Annotated in this window: 17 protein-coding genes; 14 read left to right on the top strand and 3 right to left on the bottom strand. The window is 69.1% G+C overall.

The features are described from left to right. The 7 genes from AC1D01_RS04090 to AC1D01_RS04060 form a co-directional block, all read left to right on the top strand. The coding region (locus AC1D01_RS04090) for a hypothetical protein (RefSeq protein ID WP_477864805.1) at window positions 1–551 on the top strand (551 nt) is incomplete at its 5' end. Continuing rightward, window positions 533–1252, top strand: coding sequence for a ferritin-like domain-containing protein (locus AC1D01_RS04085; RefSeq protein ID WP_477864804.1), 720 nt, complete (start codon window positions 533–535; stop codon window positions 1250–1252). The genes AC1D01_RS04090 and AC1D01_RS04085, both read left to right, overlap by 19 nt. Window position 1253: 1 nt before the next feature. Next, complete coding sequence (locus tag AC1D01_RS04080; protein ID WP_477864803.1) at window positions 1254–2177, top strand: hypothetical protein; 924 nt, start codon at window positions 1254–1256, stop codon at window positions 2175–2177. Between the two features lie 151 nt (window positions 2178–2328). After that, complete coding sequence (locus tag AC1D01_RS04075; RefSeq protein WP_047586701.1) at window positions 2329–2571, top strand: hypothetical protein; 243 nt, start codon at window positions 2329–2331, stop codon at window positions 2569–2571. 102 nt (window positions 2572–2673) lie between these two features. Then, on the top strand, window positions 2674–3621 hold the full coding sequence (locus tag AC1D01_RS04070) for a putative 2OG-Fe(II) oxygenase (RefSeq protein ID WP_477864802.1): 948 nt from the start codon (window positions 2674–2676) through the stop codon (window positions 3619–3621). An 8-nt stretch (window positions 3622–3629) separates the two neighbouring features. Further along, a complete protein-coding gene (locus tag AC1D01_RS04065; protein ID WP_477864801.1) occupies window positions 3630–4463 on the top strand; it encodes an O-methyltransferase in 834 nt (277 codons plus the stop codon). A gap of 2 nt (window positions 4464–4465) precedes the next feature. Then, window positions 4466–6727 (top strand): carbohydrate binding family 9 domain-containing protein, encoded by a 2262-nt coding sequence (locus tag AC1D01_RS04060; RefSeq protein WP_477864800.1) that lies wholly within the window; start codon window positions 4466–4468, stop codon window positions 6725–6727. A gap of 171 nt (window positions 6728–6898) precedes the next feature. On the opposite strand, the gene glpK is transcribed toward AC1D01_RS04060, so the two are convergent. Both glpK and AC1D01_RS04050 read right to left on the bottom strand, forming a co-directional pair. After that, window positions 6899–8401 (bottom strand): glycerol kinase GlpK, encoded by a 1503-nt coding sequence (gene glpK, locus AC1D01_RS04055; RefSeq protein ID WP_477864799.1) that lies wholly within the window; start codon window positions 8399–8401, stop codon window positions 6899–6901. A 13-nt stretch (window positions 8402–8414) separates the two neighbouring features. Next, a complete protein-coding gene (locus AC1D01_RS04050; protein WP_477864798.1) occupies window positions 8415–9179 on the bottom strand; it encodes a DeoR/GlpR family DNA-binding transcription regulator in 765 nt (254 codons plus the stop codon). 136 nt (window positions 9180–9315) lie between these two features. On the opposite strand from AC1D01_RS04050, the gene glpD reads away from it, so the two are divergent. The 7 genes from glpD to AC1D01_RS04015 all read left to right on the top strand — a co-directional run bounded on the left by glpD (window position 9316) and on the right by AC1D01_RS04015 (window position 16885). Then, on the top strand, window positions 9316–10890 hold the full coding sequence (gene glpD / locus AC1D01_RS04045; RefSeq protein ID WP_477864797.1) for a glycerol-3-phosphate dehydrogenase: 1575 nt from the start codon (window positions 9316–9318) through the stop codon (window positions 10888–10890). Beyond that, complete coding sequence (locus AC1D01_RS04040; RefSeq protein WP_477864796.1) at window positions 10881–11951, top strand: ABC transporter ATP-binding protein; 1071 nt, start codon at window positions 10881–10883, stop codon at window positions 11949–11951. Before glpD ends, AC1D01_RS04040 begins: the two co-directional genes overlap by 10 nt. 1 nt (window position 11952) lies before the next feature. Beyond that, window positions 11953–13062, top strand: coding sequence for an ABC transporter ATP-binding protein (locus AC1D01_RS04035; RefSeq protein WP_477864795.1), 1110 nt, complete (start codon window positions 11953–11955; stop codon window positions 13060–13062). Beyond that, window positions 13059–13949 carry a carbohydrate ABC transporter permease gene (locus AC1D01_RS04030; RefSeq protein ID WP_477864794.1) on the top strand — a complete coding sequence of 297 codons (891 nt, stop codon included), beginning with the start codon at window positions 13059–13061 and terminating at the stop codon, window positions 13947–13949. Before AC1D01_RS04035 ends, AC1D01_RS04030 begins: the two co-directional genes overlap by 4 nt. After that, window positions 13942–14754 (top strand): carbohydrate ABC transporter permease, encoded by an 813-nt coding sequence (locus AC1D01_RS04025; RefSeq protein ID WP_477824677.1) that lies wholly within the window; start codon window positions 13942–13944, stop codon window positions 14752–14754. Before AC1D01_RS04030 ends, AC1D01_RS04025 begins: the two co-directional genes overlap by 8 nt. Continuing rightward, window positions 14754–15062 (top strand): DUF2160 domain-containing protein, encoded by a 309-nt coding sequence (locus AC1D01_RS04020; protein ID WP_477864793.1) that lies wholly within the window; start codon window positions 14754–14756, stop codon window positions 15060–15062. Before AC1D01_RS04025 ends, AC1D01_RS04020 begins: the two co-directional genes overlap by 1 nt. Before the next feature lie 89 nt (window positions 15063–15151). Continuing rightward, window positions 15152–16885, top strand: a complete 1734-nt coding sequence (locus AC1D01_RS04015) for an ABC transporter substrate-binding protein (RefSeq protein WP_477864792.1) — start codon at window positions 15152–15154, stop codon at window positions 16883–16885. Between the two features lie 155 nt (window positions 16886–17040). Here the strand turns inward: AC1D01_RS04015 and AC1D01_RS04010 are convergent. Beyond that, window positions 17041–17393: hypothetical protein (locus tag AC1D01_RS04010; protein WP_477864791.1), on the bottom strand; the 353-nt coding region annotated here is incomplete at its 5' end.

Below are 17393 nucleotides of genomic sequence, written 5' to 3'. Positions count from 1 at the left end.
CGCTGGCGGTGGCCGCCGAGTTCCCGCAGGACGGCTGGCACCAGGGCGACCCGGCGGCCGCCGACGCCTGCGGACAGCTGCTGGCCGACCGCTTCGAGCCGCGCCGCGCTGGTGATGACGCTGGCGATGCCACCGACGCGCCGGTCGACTGGTTCGACATCTTCATCAAGCGCGACGCGCTGCACCCCGGCATCGCCGGCCCGCTGCGCTGCCCGCGCCTGCACCCGCGGGCGCGCTGGCAGGCCCCGCCCGACAGCACCGACCCGACGACACCCGGCGTGCTGGGCGCGACCGCGTTCTACACGCTGCCGTGCGCGCTCGACGCCGACACGGCCCGGCTGTGCGACGCCTTCGATGGCCGCCGCCCGCTGGCCGAGCTGGCCGAGGTACTCGACCTCGAGATCGACACGCTGGAAGCCTTCTGCAGCTTCCTGCATTCCCGGCGCTTGCTGACGTGGCACGGCCACCCGGCGGCCGACCGGCCCCTGCACCCGTTCCTGTCCCATCACGACGAACACAAGGAGACCCCGCCATGTGGAGCACTCACCTGAGGAATGCGGTCACACGCGCGCTGCTGCCACTGTCGTGGCGCATCGATTCGCAGCACGCCGCCCGCACGTTGAAGCGGTTCTCCGAGGTCGAATTCGACAGCGCCTGGCAGTACCTGAACGCGCTCGGCCACACCGGCGTGCCACGGATGCAGCTGATGCTGTTCGAAAACCTGCTCGAGGAGATGGAGCATTCCGACGGCTTCCTGGAGGTTGCGCACAAGCTGGCACGCGACCGCTTCCAGGGCGGCTCGGGTTCGCGCAGCGTGCTGGTGAAATCGGCCGACGACATCCACTACTTCCTCGCGTTCGCGCACGAGAGCGAGAAGTCGATCTGCGCGCAGTTCAACGGCTATGCGCGCGCCTGCAGCCACCTGCCGGCCGCCGCCGAGGTGTTCCGCGGCATCGCGATCGACGAAGAGAAGCACGAGCGCGAGGCGCGCGCGTCGCTGCTCGCCGTGGTCGGCTCCGAGACCATCGTGCGCCGGCTGGTCTGGAAGGTGAAGTTCAAGAAGGCTTACGCGTCGTGGCTGCGCGGCAGCCAGCACATCGGCGATGCGATATTCACGCTGTGGCTCGGCGCGGTGTACTTGCTGTTCGGCCCGCTGCTGCGCTCGTACTGCGCGGCCCGGCTGACGAAGAGCACGCAGGTGCAGGTGGCCGAGCCCGCCCAGAACCCCTTGCGACCCACCCTGGAGAGTTGAGATGGCCTTGGCAGAAGTATCGGCATTGATGCAGGACCACGACGCCGACCTGGTCGGCGCGGCAGCGCGGCTGCGCGCGATCGCGCCGTCGGCGCTCGGCGTCGACGACCTCGCGTCGTACAGCTGGCTGGTGAACCACGTGATCGGCGAGAAGGGCGGCGACTGGCCCGGCGCGCGCACGCTGCTCGATGCGCTGCCGGCGCTGCCCGGCCCGCCGCCGGTGCTGCTGCGCAACCGGGCGGTCGCGTATGCGATGAGCGGTGCCGCGCTGCAGGCCTGGCAGGCCGAATCCGAACTCGCGCAGGCACTCGCCTGCGGCCCCGCGCTCGCCGCCGCCGCGGTGCGCCTGGGCACCTTGCAGCACCTGGCCGGCACTGCCGACCCGCTGCTGGTGGCGGCGAGCCTGCTGCCTTGCGTGCAGGCGCTCGAAACCGCCCCGGCGGGCGGGCCGGTGCTGCCGATGGCGGCACGCGCGATCAACAACACCGTCTCGGGCTGGCTGGAGCGGCTGCAGTCGCCCGCGGCGCCGGCGCGGGTCGATCCGCTGGTCGGGACCGCGATGGGCCGGGCCGCCCGCTGCTGCAAGACGATCTGGCTGCACGCCGGCACCTGGATGCAGGTGGAACGCGCCGACTACCTGGTCGCGCTGGTGGCCAACGCGGTCGGCGACTGGGCAGCGGCGGCGCAAGCCGCGCGCGAGGGCATCAAGACGATCGAGGCGAACGGCACCGAGGAGGTCGACCGCGCCTTCCTGCTGGTCGAACTGGCACGCGCCCGCTACGGGCTGGGCGAGCCGGCGGCGGCGCAGAAGGCCCGCGACGGCGCGTTCGCGCTGGCCGAGCGCTTCGATGAACCCGGGCTGCGCGAGTGGTTCGACCGCAAGGCGGGCGCACTGCCGGAGCTGTCACCCGCACGCGCCGCGTAGGCCCGCGGCGTTCTTCTTCTGCCGGCGGCGCGCCCTGGCGCGGCACCCCGGCCCACCTGACTTGGGAGGTGGCCACGGCCATCCCCCGAGCGGAGCGCTGCCCACCTCGCAGTGGCAGCGGATTTTTGTCAAACCCTGAAAAGGAATCGAGATGGCAGAAAACATCGAAGTCAACGCCCCGGCCAAGAAGGCCTCCCGCAAGCTGAAGACGCTGGTGTACGCCGGCCTCGCGACCGGCTTCGCCGGCGTCTGCAGCACCAGCGCCGCACTGCATGGCAATGCCTCGTCGCATGGCCAGGCGATGGTCGACTGGAATGCCGACACCTTCACCGTCCAGGTGAAGCCCGGCGAGAAGGCGGCCGCACCGGTCGCCACCGAGAAGGCAGCCCGCTAAACGCGAGCCGTCGCGCCGCGGCCACCCGGTGGGGCGGTCGCGGCGCCTGCCGTCGCCGATGCTGCCTGTCACCGATGCCGCTTGTCACCGATGTCCGCTCCGATGCCGCTGCCGATCTCCTCCGAGCTGTCGCCCCAGTCCACCGCGCTGTCGGGTTGCGTGCTGACCCTGCCATCTGCGGCCGCCCACGCCCGGCTGCGGGCCGCGCTCGCGCAGCACCCGCGCGACCACCAGCTGTGGTGCGCGCTCGGCATGCGCTACGCCGCCGACGGCCATGCCCGCGACGCGATCGGTGCGCTGCAGCAGGCGCTTGCGCTCGCGCCGGGCCACGTCAAGTCGCAGGCCTGCCTGGGGGTGCTGCTGCACGGCCATGGCGATCCGCTCCAGGCGGCCGAGGCCTACGACCCCGCCGGCATGGTGGCGCGCAGTGGCCCGCTCGGCGCTGACCCTGCCGCGATGCGCGCCTTCCACGCCGAGTTGACGGCGCACCTGTACGCCCACCCCAGTCTCACCTGGGACCGCGCCGACAAGGCGACGCGCCACGGCTGGCAGACCGGCGAGCTGCTGCACGACGACGCGCCGGTGGTGCGGCGCCTGCAGCGGCTGCTGACCGACAGCCTGCTGGCGTTCCTGCAGGACGACGAGGCGGACGACGGCGCCGCGCCGCTGCACGACGCGCAGGCACTGGCCCACGCCGGGCTGCGCGTGACGGCCTGGGGCGTGATGCTGCAGTCCGAGGGCTACCAGGAGCTGCACATCCACGAGGCCGGCCTGGTGAGCGGCGTGTACTACGTCGACGTGCCGGCGATGACCGGCCCGCCGCATGCCGGCTGCCTGCGCTTCCCGACCCATGTCGACTGGCTGCTGCCGGCCGCGCCGCGCCCGGCGGCGCCGGATTTCATCGTGCAGCCGGCCGCCGGCACGCTGGTGATGTTCCCGTCCTTCCTGTGGCACGGCACCGTGCCCTTCGTGGCCGGCCACGACCGCGTGTGCATCGCGTTCGACCTGACCCCGACCCCGTCGGCTTCTTCTGTTTCATCTTCCACCTGAGAGGCCCCATGCCGCTGGATGCGCACTTCCTGGACATCGCCCACCACGCCTTCGACCCCGGCATGGGCACCGAGCACGCGGCGCCGCTGCTGTACTCGATGGTCCGCATGCAGCGGCCGAGCTCGGTGCTGTGCGTCGGGCTCGGCTACTCGACGCTGTTCGTGCTGCAGGCGCTGGCCGACAACCGCACCGAGGCGCAGCACGACGCACGCATCGCCGCCGGCACGCTCGCCGACCCGGCGCGCCACGAGGTGCTGCACCCGGGCTACGACCATGCCGGCCATGCGGCGCACCTGCACGGCATCGATGATTTCTCGGAGGACGAGCCGCGCCTGCAGCGCTTCCTGCAGATCCTCGCGCGCCTGAACCTGTCGCCGCTGTTCACGCTGCACCGCTGCCGCTTCCAGGACGTCCAGCTGCCGCCCGAGGCGAGCCCGTTCGGCTTCATGTGGCTGGACTGCGGCCACCAGCTCGACTACCCCGACCTGCTGAACCGCTTCTGGCCGCTGCTCGACGCGGACGGCGGCCTGGCGGCGATCCACTACACGCATGTCGATGTCGACGTGCCTGATGTCGACGTGCCTGACGGCGGCGCGACCGCCAAGGTCGTGATCCCCGGGCCGTGCGCGAACGCGTTGCGCCGCCAGCAGTTGCAGGCCGGCATGGGCGCGGGTTTCGAGCTGCTGTCGCTGGTCGAGCCGCACAAGCACCGCCAGGGCAGCGTGACGCTGCTGCGCCGGCTCGACGAGGTCGACGCCTGCCGCCCGGCCAGCCTGCAGCAGGAGCAGCAGGCGATGTACGGCAGCAGCCCGCACGATTTGATCGACCTGAACCGGCGCTGAGCATGGCGAGCGTGCGAGGGGCCTCGTGGATCGCCGTCGTGTCGTGGTGGGTGTCGTGGTTGATGTCGGGGTTCTGGTGGTCGAGCGCGGTTGCGCAGACCGCGGCACCGCCGGCACGCCAGCAGGCCGGTAGCTCCGACTGCGCGATCGTGCTCGATGGCCGCGCCGACGAGCCCTGCTGGGCCGGCGCCCCGGTCTACGGGGATTTCAGCGAGTACAGCCCGCAGTCCGGGCGCGCGCCGCAGGTGCAGACGCAGTACCGGCTGATGCACGACGCCGACGCGCTGTACGTGTTCGTCGAGAGCCGCGACCCGGAGCCCGAGGCGCTGCGCTATGCCTGGTCGCGGCGCGACCGCGTCGGCAAGGACCAGGACCAGGTCACGCTCTACATCGACCCGATCGGCAAGCGCTCGTTCGCGCAGCTGTTCCGCGCCAATCCGGTCGGCTCGGTCTCCGACGGCACCTACAACGAAGCGAGCGGCGAGGAGAGCCTGGACCAGGACTTCGATTTCAGCGTCGCGACCGCCCAGGTCGAGGATGGCTGGACGGCGGAGTTCCGCATTCCGTTCAGCAGCCTGCGCTATGGCGAGCGCGGGCAGGTCGACACCTGGACGCTGCTGGTCACCCGCAACCGCCCGCGCGAGCAGCGCTACCTGTACACCTCGGTGGCGCTGTCGCGCTACTCCGACTGCTTCCTGTGCCGCAACCCCGCGTTGGGCGGCCTGACGCTGCCGGACGCGCAGGCGTACGTCAACGTGACGCCCTATGTGCTGGCGGAACGGCACGACCGGCGCAGCACCGGAGCCAGCGACGACCGCGGCAACACCACGCGCGCCGGCGTCGACATCAAGGCGCGCCTGGGGCCGTCGTGGTTCGTCGACGCCACCGTGAACCCGGATTTCTCGCAGGTCGAGATCGACGCACCGCAGCTGTCGGCGAATGCGCGCTTCGGCATCTTCTATCCCGAGAAGCGGGCCTTCTTCCTGGAGGGGGCCGACCTGCTGGACACGCCGATCCCGCTGGTCTACACGCGCAGCATCGCCGACCCGAAGTGGGGCGCGCGCGTGACGCGGCGCAGCGAGGGCAGCGACTGGCTCGCGATCGCCACACGCGACAGCGGCGACGGCGCGGTGCTGTACCCCGGCACCTGGTCCACCGTGCCGCTGGTGCGCGACGTGGCGGCCCAGGCGCTGATGGCGCGCGGCCGGGTGCGCATCGGCGAGCAGGCCACCTGGGGCGCGACGCTGAGCCTGCGCGATGCGGCCGACGACGACCGCAATGCGGTGGTCGGCAGCGACCTCGCATGGCAGGTCGATGCGCGCCACAAGCTGCGCCTGCAGATGGCGGCCAGCGACACGCGTGGCGATGCGCGCGCACGCCTGGAGGGACAAGGGAATGGCGACCTCGGCGCCGGCCACGCGCTGTTCGCCGACCATTCGTTCTATGGCGAGCACACCGACACGCTGCTGACGCTGGAGCGCATCGGCCGCAGCTTCCGCAGCGAGAACGGCTTCATCGCGCAGGCCGGCCACCAGCGCGCCGAGCTGTCGGTGACCGAGCGGCTCGGACCGCTCGGCTGGTTCACCGACATGAACCCGTATGTGAGCGTCGCGCAGGTGCGCGCGCTGGAGGGCGGCGTCGTCGCGCAGACGCTGCACCCGGCGATGCTGCTGCTCGGCCCGTATGCGACCGGGCTGCTGGTGGAGCTGCATGCCGACCGCGCGCGGGCCGATCAGGGGCTCGCGCTGCACCGGCTGCCGCAGGTGCTGCTGAGTCTGAAGACGAGCCCGAACGCGACGCTGACGCAGCTGCAGCTGGATGCCGAGTTGGGCAAGCGGCTCGATTTCGCGACCGACCAGGTCGGCCCGGGGCAGCGGCTGCTGGCCGACCTGCAGCTGCGGCTCGGCCGGCGCACCGAGCTGTCGCTGCACTACAACCGGGAGCACATCGCCTGCAGCGACGGCTGCCAGTTGCTGACCGACACGACGCAGCAGCTGGTGCTCGGCCACAGCCTGTCGGCGACGAGCTGGCTGCGGTTGATCGTGCAGCGGCTGCGCACCGAGCGCGGCGATTCGCCGGGCGGCAGCGCCTCGGACAGCAAGCGCTYGGTGCTGTCGCTGGTGCTCGCGACGCGGCCATGGCGCAAGCTCGATGCGAGCATCGGCATCAGCGCCGATCGCGGGCGTGGCACCGACAGCAGCGGCGCCAGCGACGACCGCACGGTCGAGACTTTCGTGAAGCTCAGCTGGCCGTTTGCGCTGTAGCCTCCCTCCCCGKTCGCCCTGAGCCTGTCGAAGGGCCTGCGCGCACGGCACCAAGGCTTCGACAAGCTCAGCCCGAACGGGGAAAACCGTTCGCCTTGAGCCTGTCGAAAGGCCTGCGCGCATGGCACCAAGGCTTCGACAAGCTCGGCCCGAACGGGAGCTCTGCGACCGTCAGGCCGCCACCGCCTGCCGCACCGCGTGCTCCCACTCGCCCATCAGCGCCTGCGCGCGCTCGCGCGGCATCGTCGGGTGGAAGGTGCGCTCGACCCGCCACTGCCGCGCCAGTTCGTCGAGCCCGCTGTAGACCCCRCACGACAGCCCGGCCAGCGAGGCCGCGCCGAGCGCGGTGGTCTCGATCACCTTCGGCCGCACCACCGGGATGCCGAGCAGGTCGGCCTGGAACTGCATCAGCAGGTCGTTGACGCAGGCACCGCCGTCGACGCGCAGTTCGCTGACCGGCGCGCCGCCGGCCGCGACCGCATCGCGCCCCATCGCCTGCAGCAGCGCCGCGCTCTGGAACGCGATGCTCTCCAGCGCCGCGCGCGCGATGTGCGCCACCGTGGTGCCGCGCGTCAGCCCGACGATCGCGCCGCGCGCATCGGCCTTCCAGTACGGCGCGCCCAGGCCGGTGAAGGCCGGCACGAACATCACGCCGCCGGCATCGGGCACGCTCTCGGCGAGCGACTGCACCTCGCTGCTCGCCTTGATCGCGTTCAGCCCGTCGCGCAGCCACTGCACCACCGCCCCGCCGATGAAGACGCTGCCCTCGAGCGCGTACTCGGTCTGCGCCGTCGGCTGCGCCGCGCTGGTGGTGATCAGCCCGTTGGTGGAGGTCTGGAACTGCGCGCCGGTGTGCATCAGCATGAAGCAGCCGGTGCCGTAGGTGTTCTTCGCGAGCCCGGCGCGGAAGCACGCCTGGCCGAACAGCGCGCTCTGCTGGTCGCCGGCGACGCCGCCGATCGGCAGCGAGGCGCCCAGCAGTTCGGCCTTCGTGTGGCCGTACACGTGGCTGGACGGGAACACCTGCGGCAGCACCTCGCGCGGCACGTCGAGCAGCTGCAGCAGCTCGTCGTCCCACGCGTTGCGGCGCACGTTCAGCAGCAGCGTGCGCGAGGCGTTGCTCACGTCGGTGGCGTGCACCGCGCCGCCGGTCAGGTGCCACATCAGCCACGAATCGACCGTGCCGAAGGCCAGCTCGCCGCGCGACGCCGCCGCGCGTGCGCCGGCCACGTGATCGAGGATCCACTTCAGCTTGGTGCCGGAGAAGTAGGCGTCGATGATCAGCCCGGTCTTCTCTCGGAAGGTGGGTTCGAGCCCGCGCTCGCGCAGCGCCGCGCAGGTGGGCTCGGCGCGGCGGTCCTGCCAGACGATCGCGTTGTACAGCGGCTCGCCGGTGCGGCGGTTCCACACCACGGTGGTCTCGCGCTGGTTGGTGATGCCGATCGACGCGATGTCGGCTGCAGCGATGCCGGCCTTCGCGAGCGCCTCCTTCGCGGTCGCGAGCTGCGTGTGCCAGATCTCCATCGGGTCGTGCTCGACCCAGCCCGGCTGCGGGTAGATCTGGCGGAACTCGCGCTGCGCCATCGCGACGATGGCGCCGGCGCGGTCGAACACGATGCTGCGCGAACTGGAGGTGCCCTGGTCGAGGGCCAGCAGGAATTTGGGTGTGCTCATGGCGGGATGAAGCTCAGGCGGCGACCTCGCATTGGACGCCTGCATCGGCCAACAGGGAAGGGAAGGGTTCGGGCGGCGCCTGGTCGGTGAACAGCGCATCGATCTCGGCGAAGCCGGCCACCTGCACCATCGCCGGCCGGTTGAACTTGCTGTGGTCGGCGGCCACCCACACCTGGCGCGACTGCTCGATGATCGCGCGCGCCACCTTCACCTCGCGGAAATCGAAGTCGCGCAGCGTGCCGTCGCTCTCGATGCCCGAGATGCCGATCAGCCCGATGTCGACCTTGAACTGCTTGATGAAATCCACCGTCGCCTCGCCGACGATGCCGCGGTCGCGCGAGCGCACCACGCCGCCGGCGACGATGACCTCGCAGTCCGGGTTGTCCGACAGGATCGCCGCGACGTTCAGGTTGTTCGTGATCACGCGCAGGCCCTTGTGCCGCATCAGCTCGCGCGCAATCGCCTCGGTGGTGGTGCCGATGTTCAGGATCAGCGAGCAGCCCTCGGGCACGCCCTGCGCCACGCTGCGCGCGATGCGCTGCTTGGCCTGCTCGTTGAGCTGCTGGCGCTGCCGGTACGCGATGTTCTCGGTGGTGGAGCTGGGCAGCCGCACGCCGCCATGGAAGCGCGACAGCAGCCCGGCATCGGACAGCAGCTTCACGTCGCGCCGCACCGTCTGCAGCGTGACGCCGAACTGCTCCGACAGCGCCTCCACCGTGGCCGTGCCGCGCGCGCGCACCTCGTCGAGCAGCAGCGATTGGCGCGGGTTCGGGGTCATGGCGGCGGAGGGTACCGAATCCCCGAACGAAAACAGATGCTGGATTTCCTGGCTTGCGCGGCTTTCGTTTTTCGCATAAAACGAAAAAAGAAGATCAGAAACGAAAACAACCGAACATAGACCAGGAGACGGATTCTTGAACCAAGCTTTGCCGGCTGACGTGGACGTGCTCGTCGTGGGCGGCGGCATCAATGGCGCCGGGATTGCCCGCGACCTGTCGGGCCGCGGCGTGCGCGTGCTGGTGTGCGAGAAGGACGACCTCGCGCAGCACACCTCGTCGGCCTCGACCAAGCTGATCCACGGCGGCCTGCGCTACCTCGAGTACTACGAGTTCTCGCTGGTGCGCAAGGCGCTGGCCGAGCGCGAGGTGCTGCTGAAGGGTGCCCCGCACATCATGTGGCCGCTGCGCTTCGTGATGCCGCACGACGCGAGCATGCGGCCGGTGTGGATGATCCGCGCCGGGCTGTTCCTGTACGACCACCTGGCCAAGCGCGAGGTGCTGGCCGGTTCGCGCACGGTGTCGCTGCGCGAGCACCCGGCCGGCGCGCCGCTGAAGCCGCAGTACAAGCGCGGCTTCGTCTACTCCGACGGCTGGGTCGACGATGCGCGCCTCGTGGTGCTGAACGCCCGCGACGCGGCCGACCGCGGCGCGACGGTGCTGACGCGCTGGCGCTGCACCGATGCGCAGCGCGGCGACAGCGCCTGGCGCGTCACGCTGCAGGCGGACGACGGCCGCACCCACACGCTGAATGCGCGCGCGCTCGTCAACGCCGCCGGCCCGTGGGCCGCGCAGTTCCTCGCCGAGGGCACGCATGCGCCGCGCCCCAAGTCGCTGCGGCTGGTGAAGGGCAGCCACATCGTCGTGAAGAAGCTGTTCGACCACGACCACGCCTACATCTTCCAGAACCCGGACCGCCGCATCATCTTCGCGATCCCCTACCAGGACGGCGAGTTCACGCTGATCGGCACCACCGACGTCGAGCACCACGGCGCGATCGGCGAGGCGCGCATCGACGACAGCGAGATCGCCTACCTGTGCGAGCAGGCGAGCCGCTATTTCGCGAAGCCGGTGGCGCCGGCCGACGTGGTGTGGACGTATTCGGGCGTGCGGCCGCTGCTCGACGACGAGTCGGGCGATCCGTCGGCCGTCACGCGCGACTACTCGCTCGAGCTCGACACCTCGAAGGCGGCGCTGCTGTCGGTGTGGGGCGGCAAGATCACCACCTTCCGCAAGCTGGCCGAGGAGGCCGCCGACCTGCTGGCCGCGCCGCTCGGCACCACCCGCGGCGCCTGGACGGCCGGCGCCTTCCTGCCCGGTGGCGACCTCAGCGTGTGGATCGGCGACCCGCAGCGGCCCGACACCGACTTCGCGCGCTTCGAGCAGGCGTTCGCGCTGCGCCATCCGCAGTTGCCGGCCGCGATGCGGCATCGCCTGGCGCGCTGCTACGGCTCGCGCGTGCAGGTGCTGCTGGCGAACGGGCCCGGCGCCGAGGTGGTGCCCGGGCTGCACGAGGCGGAACTGAACTACCTGCACGAGCACGAGTGGGCGCGCGAGCCCGACGACGTGCTGTGGCGGCGCACCAAGCTCGGCCTGCACCTGACGCCGGCCCAGCGCGAGCAGGTCGCGCTCTGGTGCGCACGCCACTGGCGCGGCGCTGCGACAACAGTCGCGCAGCCGCAGACTAGACCTTCGGAGACCTCATGGAATTGACGCTGGAGCGCATCGGCAAGCAGGTCGGTGCGCAGACCCACCTCTACCCGCTGGACCTGACCCTGGTCCCGCGCGCGGTGACCGTGCTGCTGGGCGCGACCCAGGCCGGCAAGACCTCGCTGATGCGCGTGATGGCGGGCCTGGACACGCCGACGCAAGGCCGCGTGCTGGCTGACGGCCGCGACGTGACCGGCCTGCCGGTGCGCGAGCGCAACGTGTCGATGGTCTACCAGCAGTTCATCAACTACCCGTCGATGACGGTGGCCGACAACATCGCATCGCCGCTGAAGCTGCGTGGCGAGAAGGGCATCGCCGAGCGCGTGCTGGAGCTGGCGAAGCGGCTGCACATCGAGCCGTTCCTGAAGCGGCTGCCGGCCGAGCTGTCGGGCGGCCAGCAACAGCGCGTGGCCCTCGCGCGGGCGCTGGCGAAGAAGGCCCCGCTGATGCTGCTCGACGAGCCGCTGGTGAACCTGGACTACAAGCTGCGCGAGGAACTGCGCGACGAGCTCTCGCAGCTGTTCGCGGCCGGCGAATCGACCGTCGTCTACGCCACCACCGAGCCGACCGAGGCGCTGCTGCTCGGCGGCTACACCGCGGTGATGGACGCCGGCGAGCTGCTGCAGTACGGCCCGACCGCCGAGGTGTTCCACCGGCCGCAGTCGATCCGCGTCGCGCGCGCGTTCAGCGATCCGCCGATGAACCTGGTCGAGGGCACGCACGCGACGATCGGCATCAGCCTGCAGGCCGGCGTGAACCTCTCGGTGCCGCTGCCGGCGTCGAGCACGCCGGCGCTGACAATCGGCATCCGCGCGAGCGCCCTGCGGGTTCGCCCGCGCGACGGCGATGTCGCACTGCCGGGCAAGGTGGAGCTGGCCGAGATCTCCGGTTCCGACACCTTCGTGCACGTCGACACCCCGATCGGCGAGCTGGTGGCGCAGCTGACCGGCGTCCACCAGTTCACGCTCGGCGAGCCGGTGACGCTGTACCTGAATGCGGCACAGGTGCACGTGTTCGATTCCGCGGGCCGCCTGCTGGTGGCCCCGAGCCGGGAGGGCATCTGAGATGGCACGCATCGACCTCGACCTGGCGCATGCCTACAAGCCGAACCCGCAGCGCGATGAAGACTACGCGCTGCTGCCGCTGAAGATGACCTTCGACGACGGCGGCGCCTATGCGCTGCTCGGCCCGTCGGGCTGCGGCAAGACGACGCTGCTGAACATCATCTCGGGCCTGGTGACGCCGTCGCAGGGCACGGTGAAGTTCGGCGGGCAGGACGTCACCGGGCAGTCACCGCAGCAGCGCAACATCGCGCAGGTGTTCCAGTTCCCCGTCATCTACGACACGATGACCGTGGCCGAGAACCTCGCGTTCCCGCTGCGCAACCGTGGCGTGGCGCCCGACCGCATCCGCCAGCGCGTCGGCCAGATCGCCGAGRTGCTGGAGATGAGCGGGCAGCTGAACACGCGCGCCGCAGGCCTCTCGGCGGACGCCAAGCAGAAGATCTCGCTGGGCCGTGGCCTGGTGCGCGAGGACGTGTCGGCCGTGCTGTTCGACGAGCCGCTGACCGTCATCGACCCGCACCTGAAGTGGCAGCTGCGCCGCAAGCTGAAGCAGATCCACCACGAGCTGAAGCTGACGCTGGTCTACGTGACGCACGACCAGGTCGAGGCGCTGACCTTCGCCGACCAGGTGGTCGTGATGACGCGCGGCCGTGCGGTGCAGGTGGGCAGTGCCTCGGCGCTGTTCGAGCGGCCGCAGCACCGCTTCGTCGGCCACTTCATCGGCTCGCCGGGCATGAACTTCCTGCCGGTGCGCTGGGCCGGGCAGGGCATCGACGTGGCCGGCCGCGTGCTGCCGATGGCGCGCAACCCGCTGCACGGCGAGGGCAGCTTCGCGCTCGGCGTGCGGCCGGAGTACGTGACGCTGGCCGCGCCGGACACCGCGGGCGCCGTGCCCGCCACCGTGACGCAGGCGCAGGACATCGGCACCTACTGGCTGCTCGGCGCGCGCCTCGGCTCCGGCGACAGCGAGCAGACGATCCGCGCCCGCCTGTCGCCCGACCAGCGCATCCCGCGCGTCGGCGATGCGGTGTGGTTGTCGCTGGTCGGCTCGCACACCTGCTATTACCGCGATGACGTATTGATCGATTCTTCCGTGGAGGTGGCGGCATGAAGCCGGTCAACCAGAAAGCCTGGCTGCTGATCCTGCCGGTGGTGCTGTGCGTGGCCTTCTCGGCGGTGCTGCCGCTGATGACGGTCGTCAACTACTCGGTGCAGGACATCATCTCGCCCGAGCGGCGCGTGTTCGTCGGCACCGAGTGGTTCAAGTCGGTGATGCGCGACGAAGACCTGCAGGGTGCGCTGCTGCGCCAGATCGGCTTCTCGCTGGCGGTGCTGCTGGTGGAGATCCCGCTGGGCATCGGCCTCGCGTTGTCGATGCCGGCCAAGGGCGCGCGCTCGTCGGCGGTGCTGGTGCTGGTGGCGATCTCGCTGCTGATCCCGTGGAACGTGGTCGGCACCATCTGGCAGATCTACGGGCGCACCGACATCGGCCTGATGGGCGCGGCGCTCGCGAAGCTGGGCATCGAGTACAGCTACACCGGCAATGCGACCGATGCGTGGCTCACCGTGCTGCTGATGGACGTGTGGCACTGGACGCCGCTGGTGGCGCTGCTGTGCTTCGCCGGGCTGCGCGCGATCCCCGATGCGTACTACCAGGCGGCGCGCATCGACGGCGCGAGCAAGTTCGCGGTGTTCCGCTTCATCCAGCTGCCCAAGCTGCGCGGCGTGCTGATGATCGCGGTGCTGCTGCGCTTCATGGACAGCTTCATGATCTATACCGAGCCCTTCGTGCTGACCGGCGGCGGGCCCGGCAACGCGACCACCTTCCTGAGCCAGTACCTGACGCAGAAGGCGGTCGGCCAGTTCGACCTCGGCCCGGCCGCGGCCTTCTCGCTGATCTACTTCCTGATCATCCTGCTGCTGTGCTTCATCCTCTACAACTGGATGCAGCGGGTCGGCCAGGATGCGACGACGACCGAGGGAGCCGCCCATGGATGAGCGCCGTTTCAAGAAGCGGGTGATTTTCCTGCTGCTGTATCTGCTGTTCGCGATCCTGCCGGTGTACTGGATGGTGAACATGTCGTTCAAGACGAACGAGGAGATCCTGTCCTCGTTCAGCCTGTGGCCGCAGCATTTCACGTTCGACCACTACCGCACGATCTTCACCGATGAGTCCTGGTACTCGGGCTACATCAACTCGATGATCTACGTGGCCATCAACACGGTGATCTCGCTGCTGGTGGCGCTGCCGGCGGCGTATGCGTTCTCGCGCTACAGCTTCCTCGGTGACAAGCATGTGTTCTTCTGGCTGCTGACCAACCGGATGACGCCGCCGGCGGTGTTCCTGCTGCCGTTCTTCCAGCTGTACACGACGCTCGGGCTGATGGACACGCACATCGCGGTGGCGCTGGCGCACCTGCTGTTCAACGTGCCGCTGGCGGTGTGGATTCTTGAAGGCTTCATGAGCGGCATCCCGCGCGAGATCGACGAGACGGCCTACATCGACGGCTACTCGTTCCCGCGTTTCTTCCTGACGATCTACATCCCGCTGATCAAGGCCGGTGTGGGCGTGGCGGCGTTCTTCTGCTTCATGTTCAGCTGGGTCGAGCTGCTGATGGCACGCACGCTGACCAGCGTGAACGCGAAGCCGATCGTCGCGGTGATGACGCGCACGGTGAGTGCCTCGGGCATGGACTGGGGCGTGCTGGCGGCGGCCGGCGTGCTGACCATCGTGCCGGGCGCGATCGTGATCTGGTTCGTGCGGCATTACATCGCCAAGGGCTTTGCGATGGGGAGAGTTTGATGTTCGACTGGATGGCGTGGACCCTGCCGGTGGCGGTGTTCTTCGGCTGCATCGTGCTGATGCTGGCCGGCATGACGGTGTGGGAGCTGAAGTCGCCGACAACGGTGCGCAAGGGCTTCCTGCCGATGGCGACGACGCGTGGCGACCGGCTCTTCATCGGGCTGCTCAGCGCGGCGTACGTGAACCTCGCGTTCGTCGCGTTCAGCGAAAAGATGGTGGGCTGGTTCGGGTTGGCGGAGGAGCCGTCGATCTGGATCAGCTTCGTGATCTCGATGGCCGTGCTGGCGCTGATCATGCGCAAGGGCTGAGCCGCCGAGCTTCGGTTTGAAAAGGCCGCCGGCGATTCTTCCCCGCTGGCGTGTCGCGAGTACCCCGGGAAGTACCAGAGGAGACAGACATGAAGTTGCGCTTGAATGCAGTGGCCTTTGCCGCCGTTGCGCTGGCACTGGGCCAGAGCGCCTGGGCCGGTGAGGCCGAGGCGAAGAAATGGATCGATGCCGAGTTCCAGCCGTCGACGCTGAACAAGGACCAGCAGATGGCCGAGATGAAGTGGTTCATCGAGGCCGCGAAGAAGCTGCAGGCCAAGGGCGTGAAGGAGATCTCGGTGGTGTCGGAGACGATCACGACGCACGAGTACGAATCGAAGACGCTGGCCAAGGCCTTCGAGGAGATCACCGGCATCAAGGTGAAGCACGACCTGATCCAGGAAGGCGACGTGGTCGAGAAGCTGCAGACCTCGATGCAGTCGGGCAAGTCGATCTACGACGGCTGGATTTCGGATTCCGACCTGATCGGCACGCACTACCGCTACGGCAAGATCATGAACCTGACCGACTACATGTCGGGCAAGGGCAAGGAGTGGACGAACCCGGGGCTGGACATCAAGGACTTCATCGGCACGAGCTTCACGACCGCGCCGGACAAGAAGCTGTACCAGCTGCCCGACCAGCAGTTCGCGAACCTGTACTGGTTCCGCGCCGACCTGTTCGCGCGCCCGGACCTGAAGGAGAAGTTCAAGGCCAAGTACGGCTATGACCTGGGCGTGCCGCTGAACTGGAGCGCGTACGAGGACATCGCCGCGTTCTTCAGCGAAGACGTGAAGACGATCGACGGCAAGCCGATCTACGGCCACATGGACTACGGCAAGAAGGATCCGTCGCTGGGCTGGCGCTTCACCGATGCGTGGCTGTCGATGGCCGGCACCGCCGACATCGGCATCCCGAACGGCATGCCGGTGGACGAATGGGGCATCCGCGCGTYGGCCGACGGCTGCACGCCGCAGGGGGCCAGCGTCTCGCGCGGCGGTGCGACCAACTCGCCGGCGGCCGTGTATGCGCTGACGAAGTACGTCGACTGGATGAAGAAGTACGCCCCGAAGGAAGCCACCGGCATGACCTTCGGCGAAGCCGGCCCGGTGCCGGCGCAGGGGCAGATTGCGCAGCAGATCTTCTGGTACACCGCGTTCACCGCCGACATGACCAAGCCGGGCCTGCCGGTGGTGAATGCCGACGGCACGCCGAAGTGGCGCATGGCGCCCGGCCCGAACGGCCCGTACTGGAAGCAGGGCATGCAGAACGGCTACCAGGACGTGGGTTCGTGGACCTTCTTCGAGGCGCATGACGCGAACCGCACGGCGGCCGCGTGGCTGTATGCGCAGTTCGTGACGGCGAAGACGACCTCGCTGAAGAAGACGATCACCGGTCTGACGCCGATCCGCGAGAGCGACATCCAGTCGAAGGCGATGACGGACCTGGCGCCGAAGCTCGGCGGGCTGGTGGAGTTCTACCGCAGCCCGGCGCGCGTGGCGTGGACGCCGACCGGCACCAACGTGCCCGACTACCCGAAGCTCGCGCAGCTGTGGTGGAAGAACGTGGCGGTGGCGGTGACGGGCGAGAAGACGCCGCAGCAGGCGATGGACAACCTGGCCGAGGAGATGGACCAGGTGATGTCGCGGCTGGAGCGCGCCGGGATGGCACGCTGCGCACCGAAGCTGAACGCGAAGGGCGACCCGAACAAGTGGCTGAGCGACAAGGGCGCGCCGTGGAAGAAGCTGGCGAACGAGAAGCCGAAGGGTGAGACGATCGCTTATGACACGCTGCTGAATGCGTGGAAGGCGGGCAAGGTTCGCTGATTCGCGACTTGCTGTTCTGAAGCCGCTCTCGGGGGCACGGGTTCTTCCGTGCCTCCGGCGAGCGTGCTGCGGCTTGTGTTCCTAGGGTGGGAGAAGGAATGCCGGGGCAGGCACCTTCTCGATGCACTCCGCTTTCGAAAGAGAGCGCGCACAGCCTACAGTTGACGCACCGCCATCCTGACAAAATCTGCCAGTCGAATTTCCGCGGTCCACGAGCGACGCCCTTTCGTCCCGTGAAGCTCAACCTTACCGTTGAGGTGCGCCATCTTCTCCGGTAGTGTCGTCATTCCAAAAGAGACTCGCTCCGCATGGATGATCTTGTTGCATGCTTCCCGGAAGTTCAGAGTGCTTTCACTRTTTCCGGTCTCGCGAAGGACTCCTACCTCAATAGCAGGCCGTCTCTCGATCCGATTCTCATGAATGGGATCCATCGGCCATTTGACTCCGTCGAGTAGATTTCTCAAGACAACAGCAATCTCAATCAGAAGCTTGGTTGCCTGAGCGATCT

The organism is Rhizobacter sp. P3_B12, assembly GCF_056402895.1.
The sequence above is the reverse complement of the archived record's forward strand: the minus strand, read 5'-3'. Positions and strand labels throughout refer to the sequence as shown.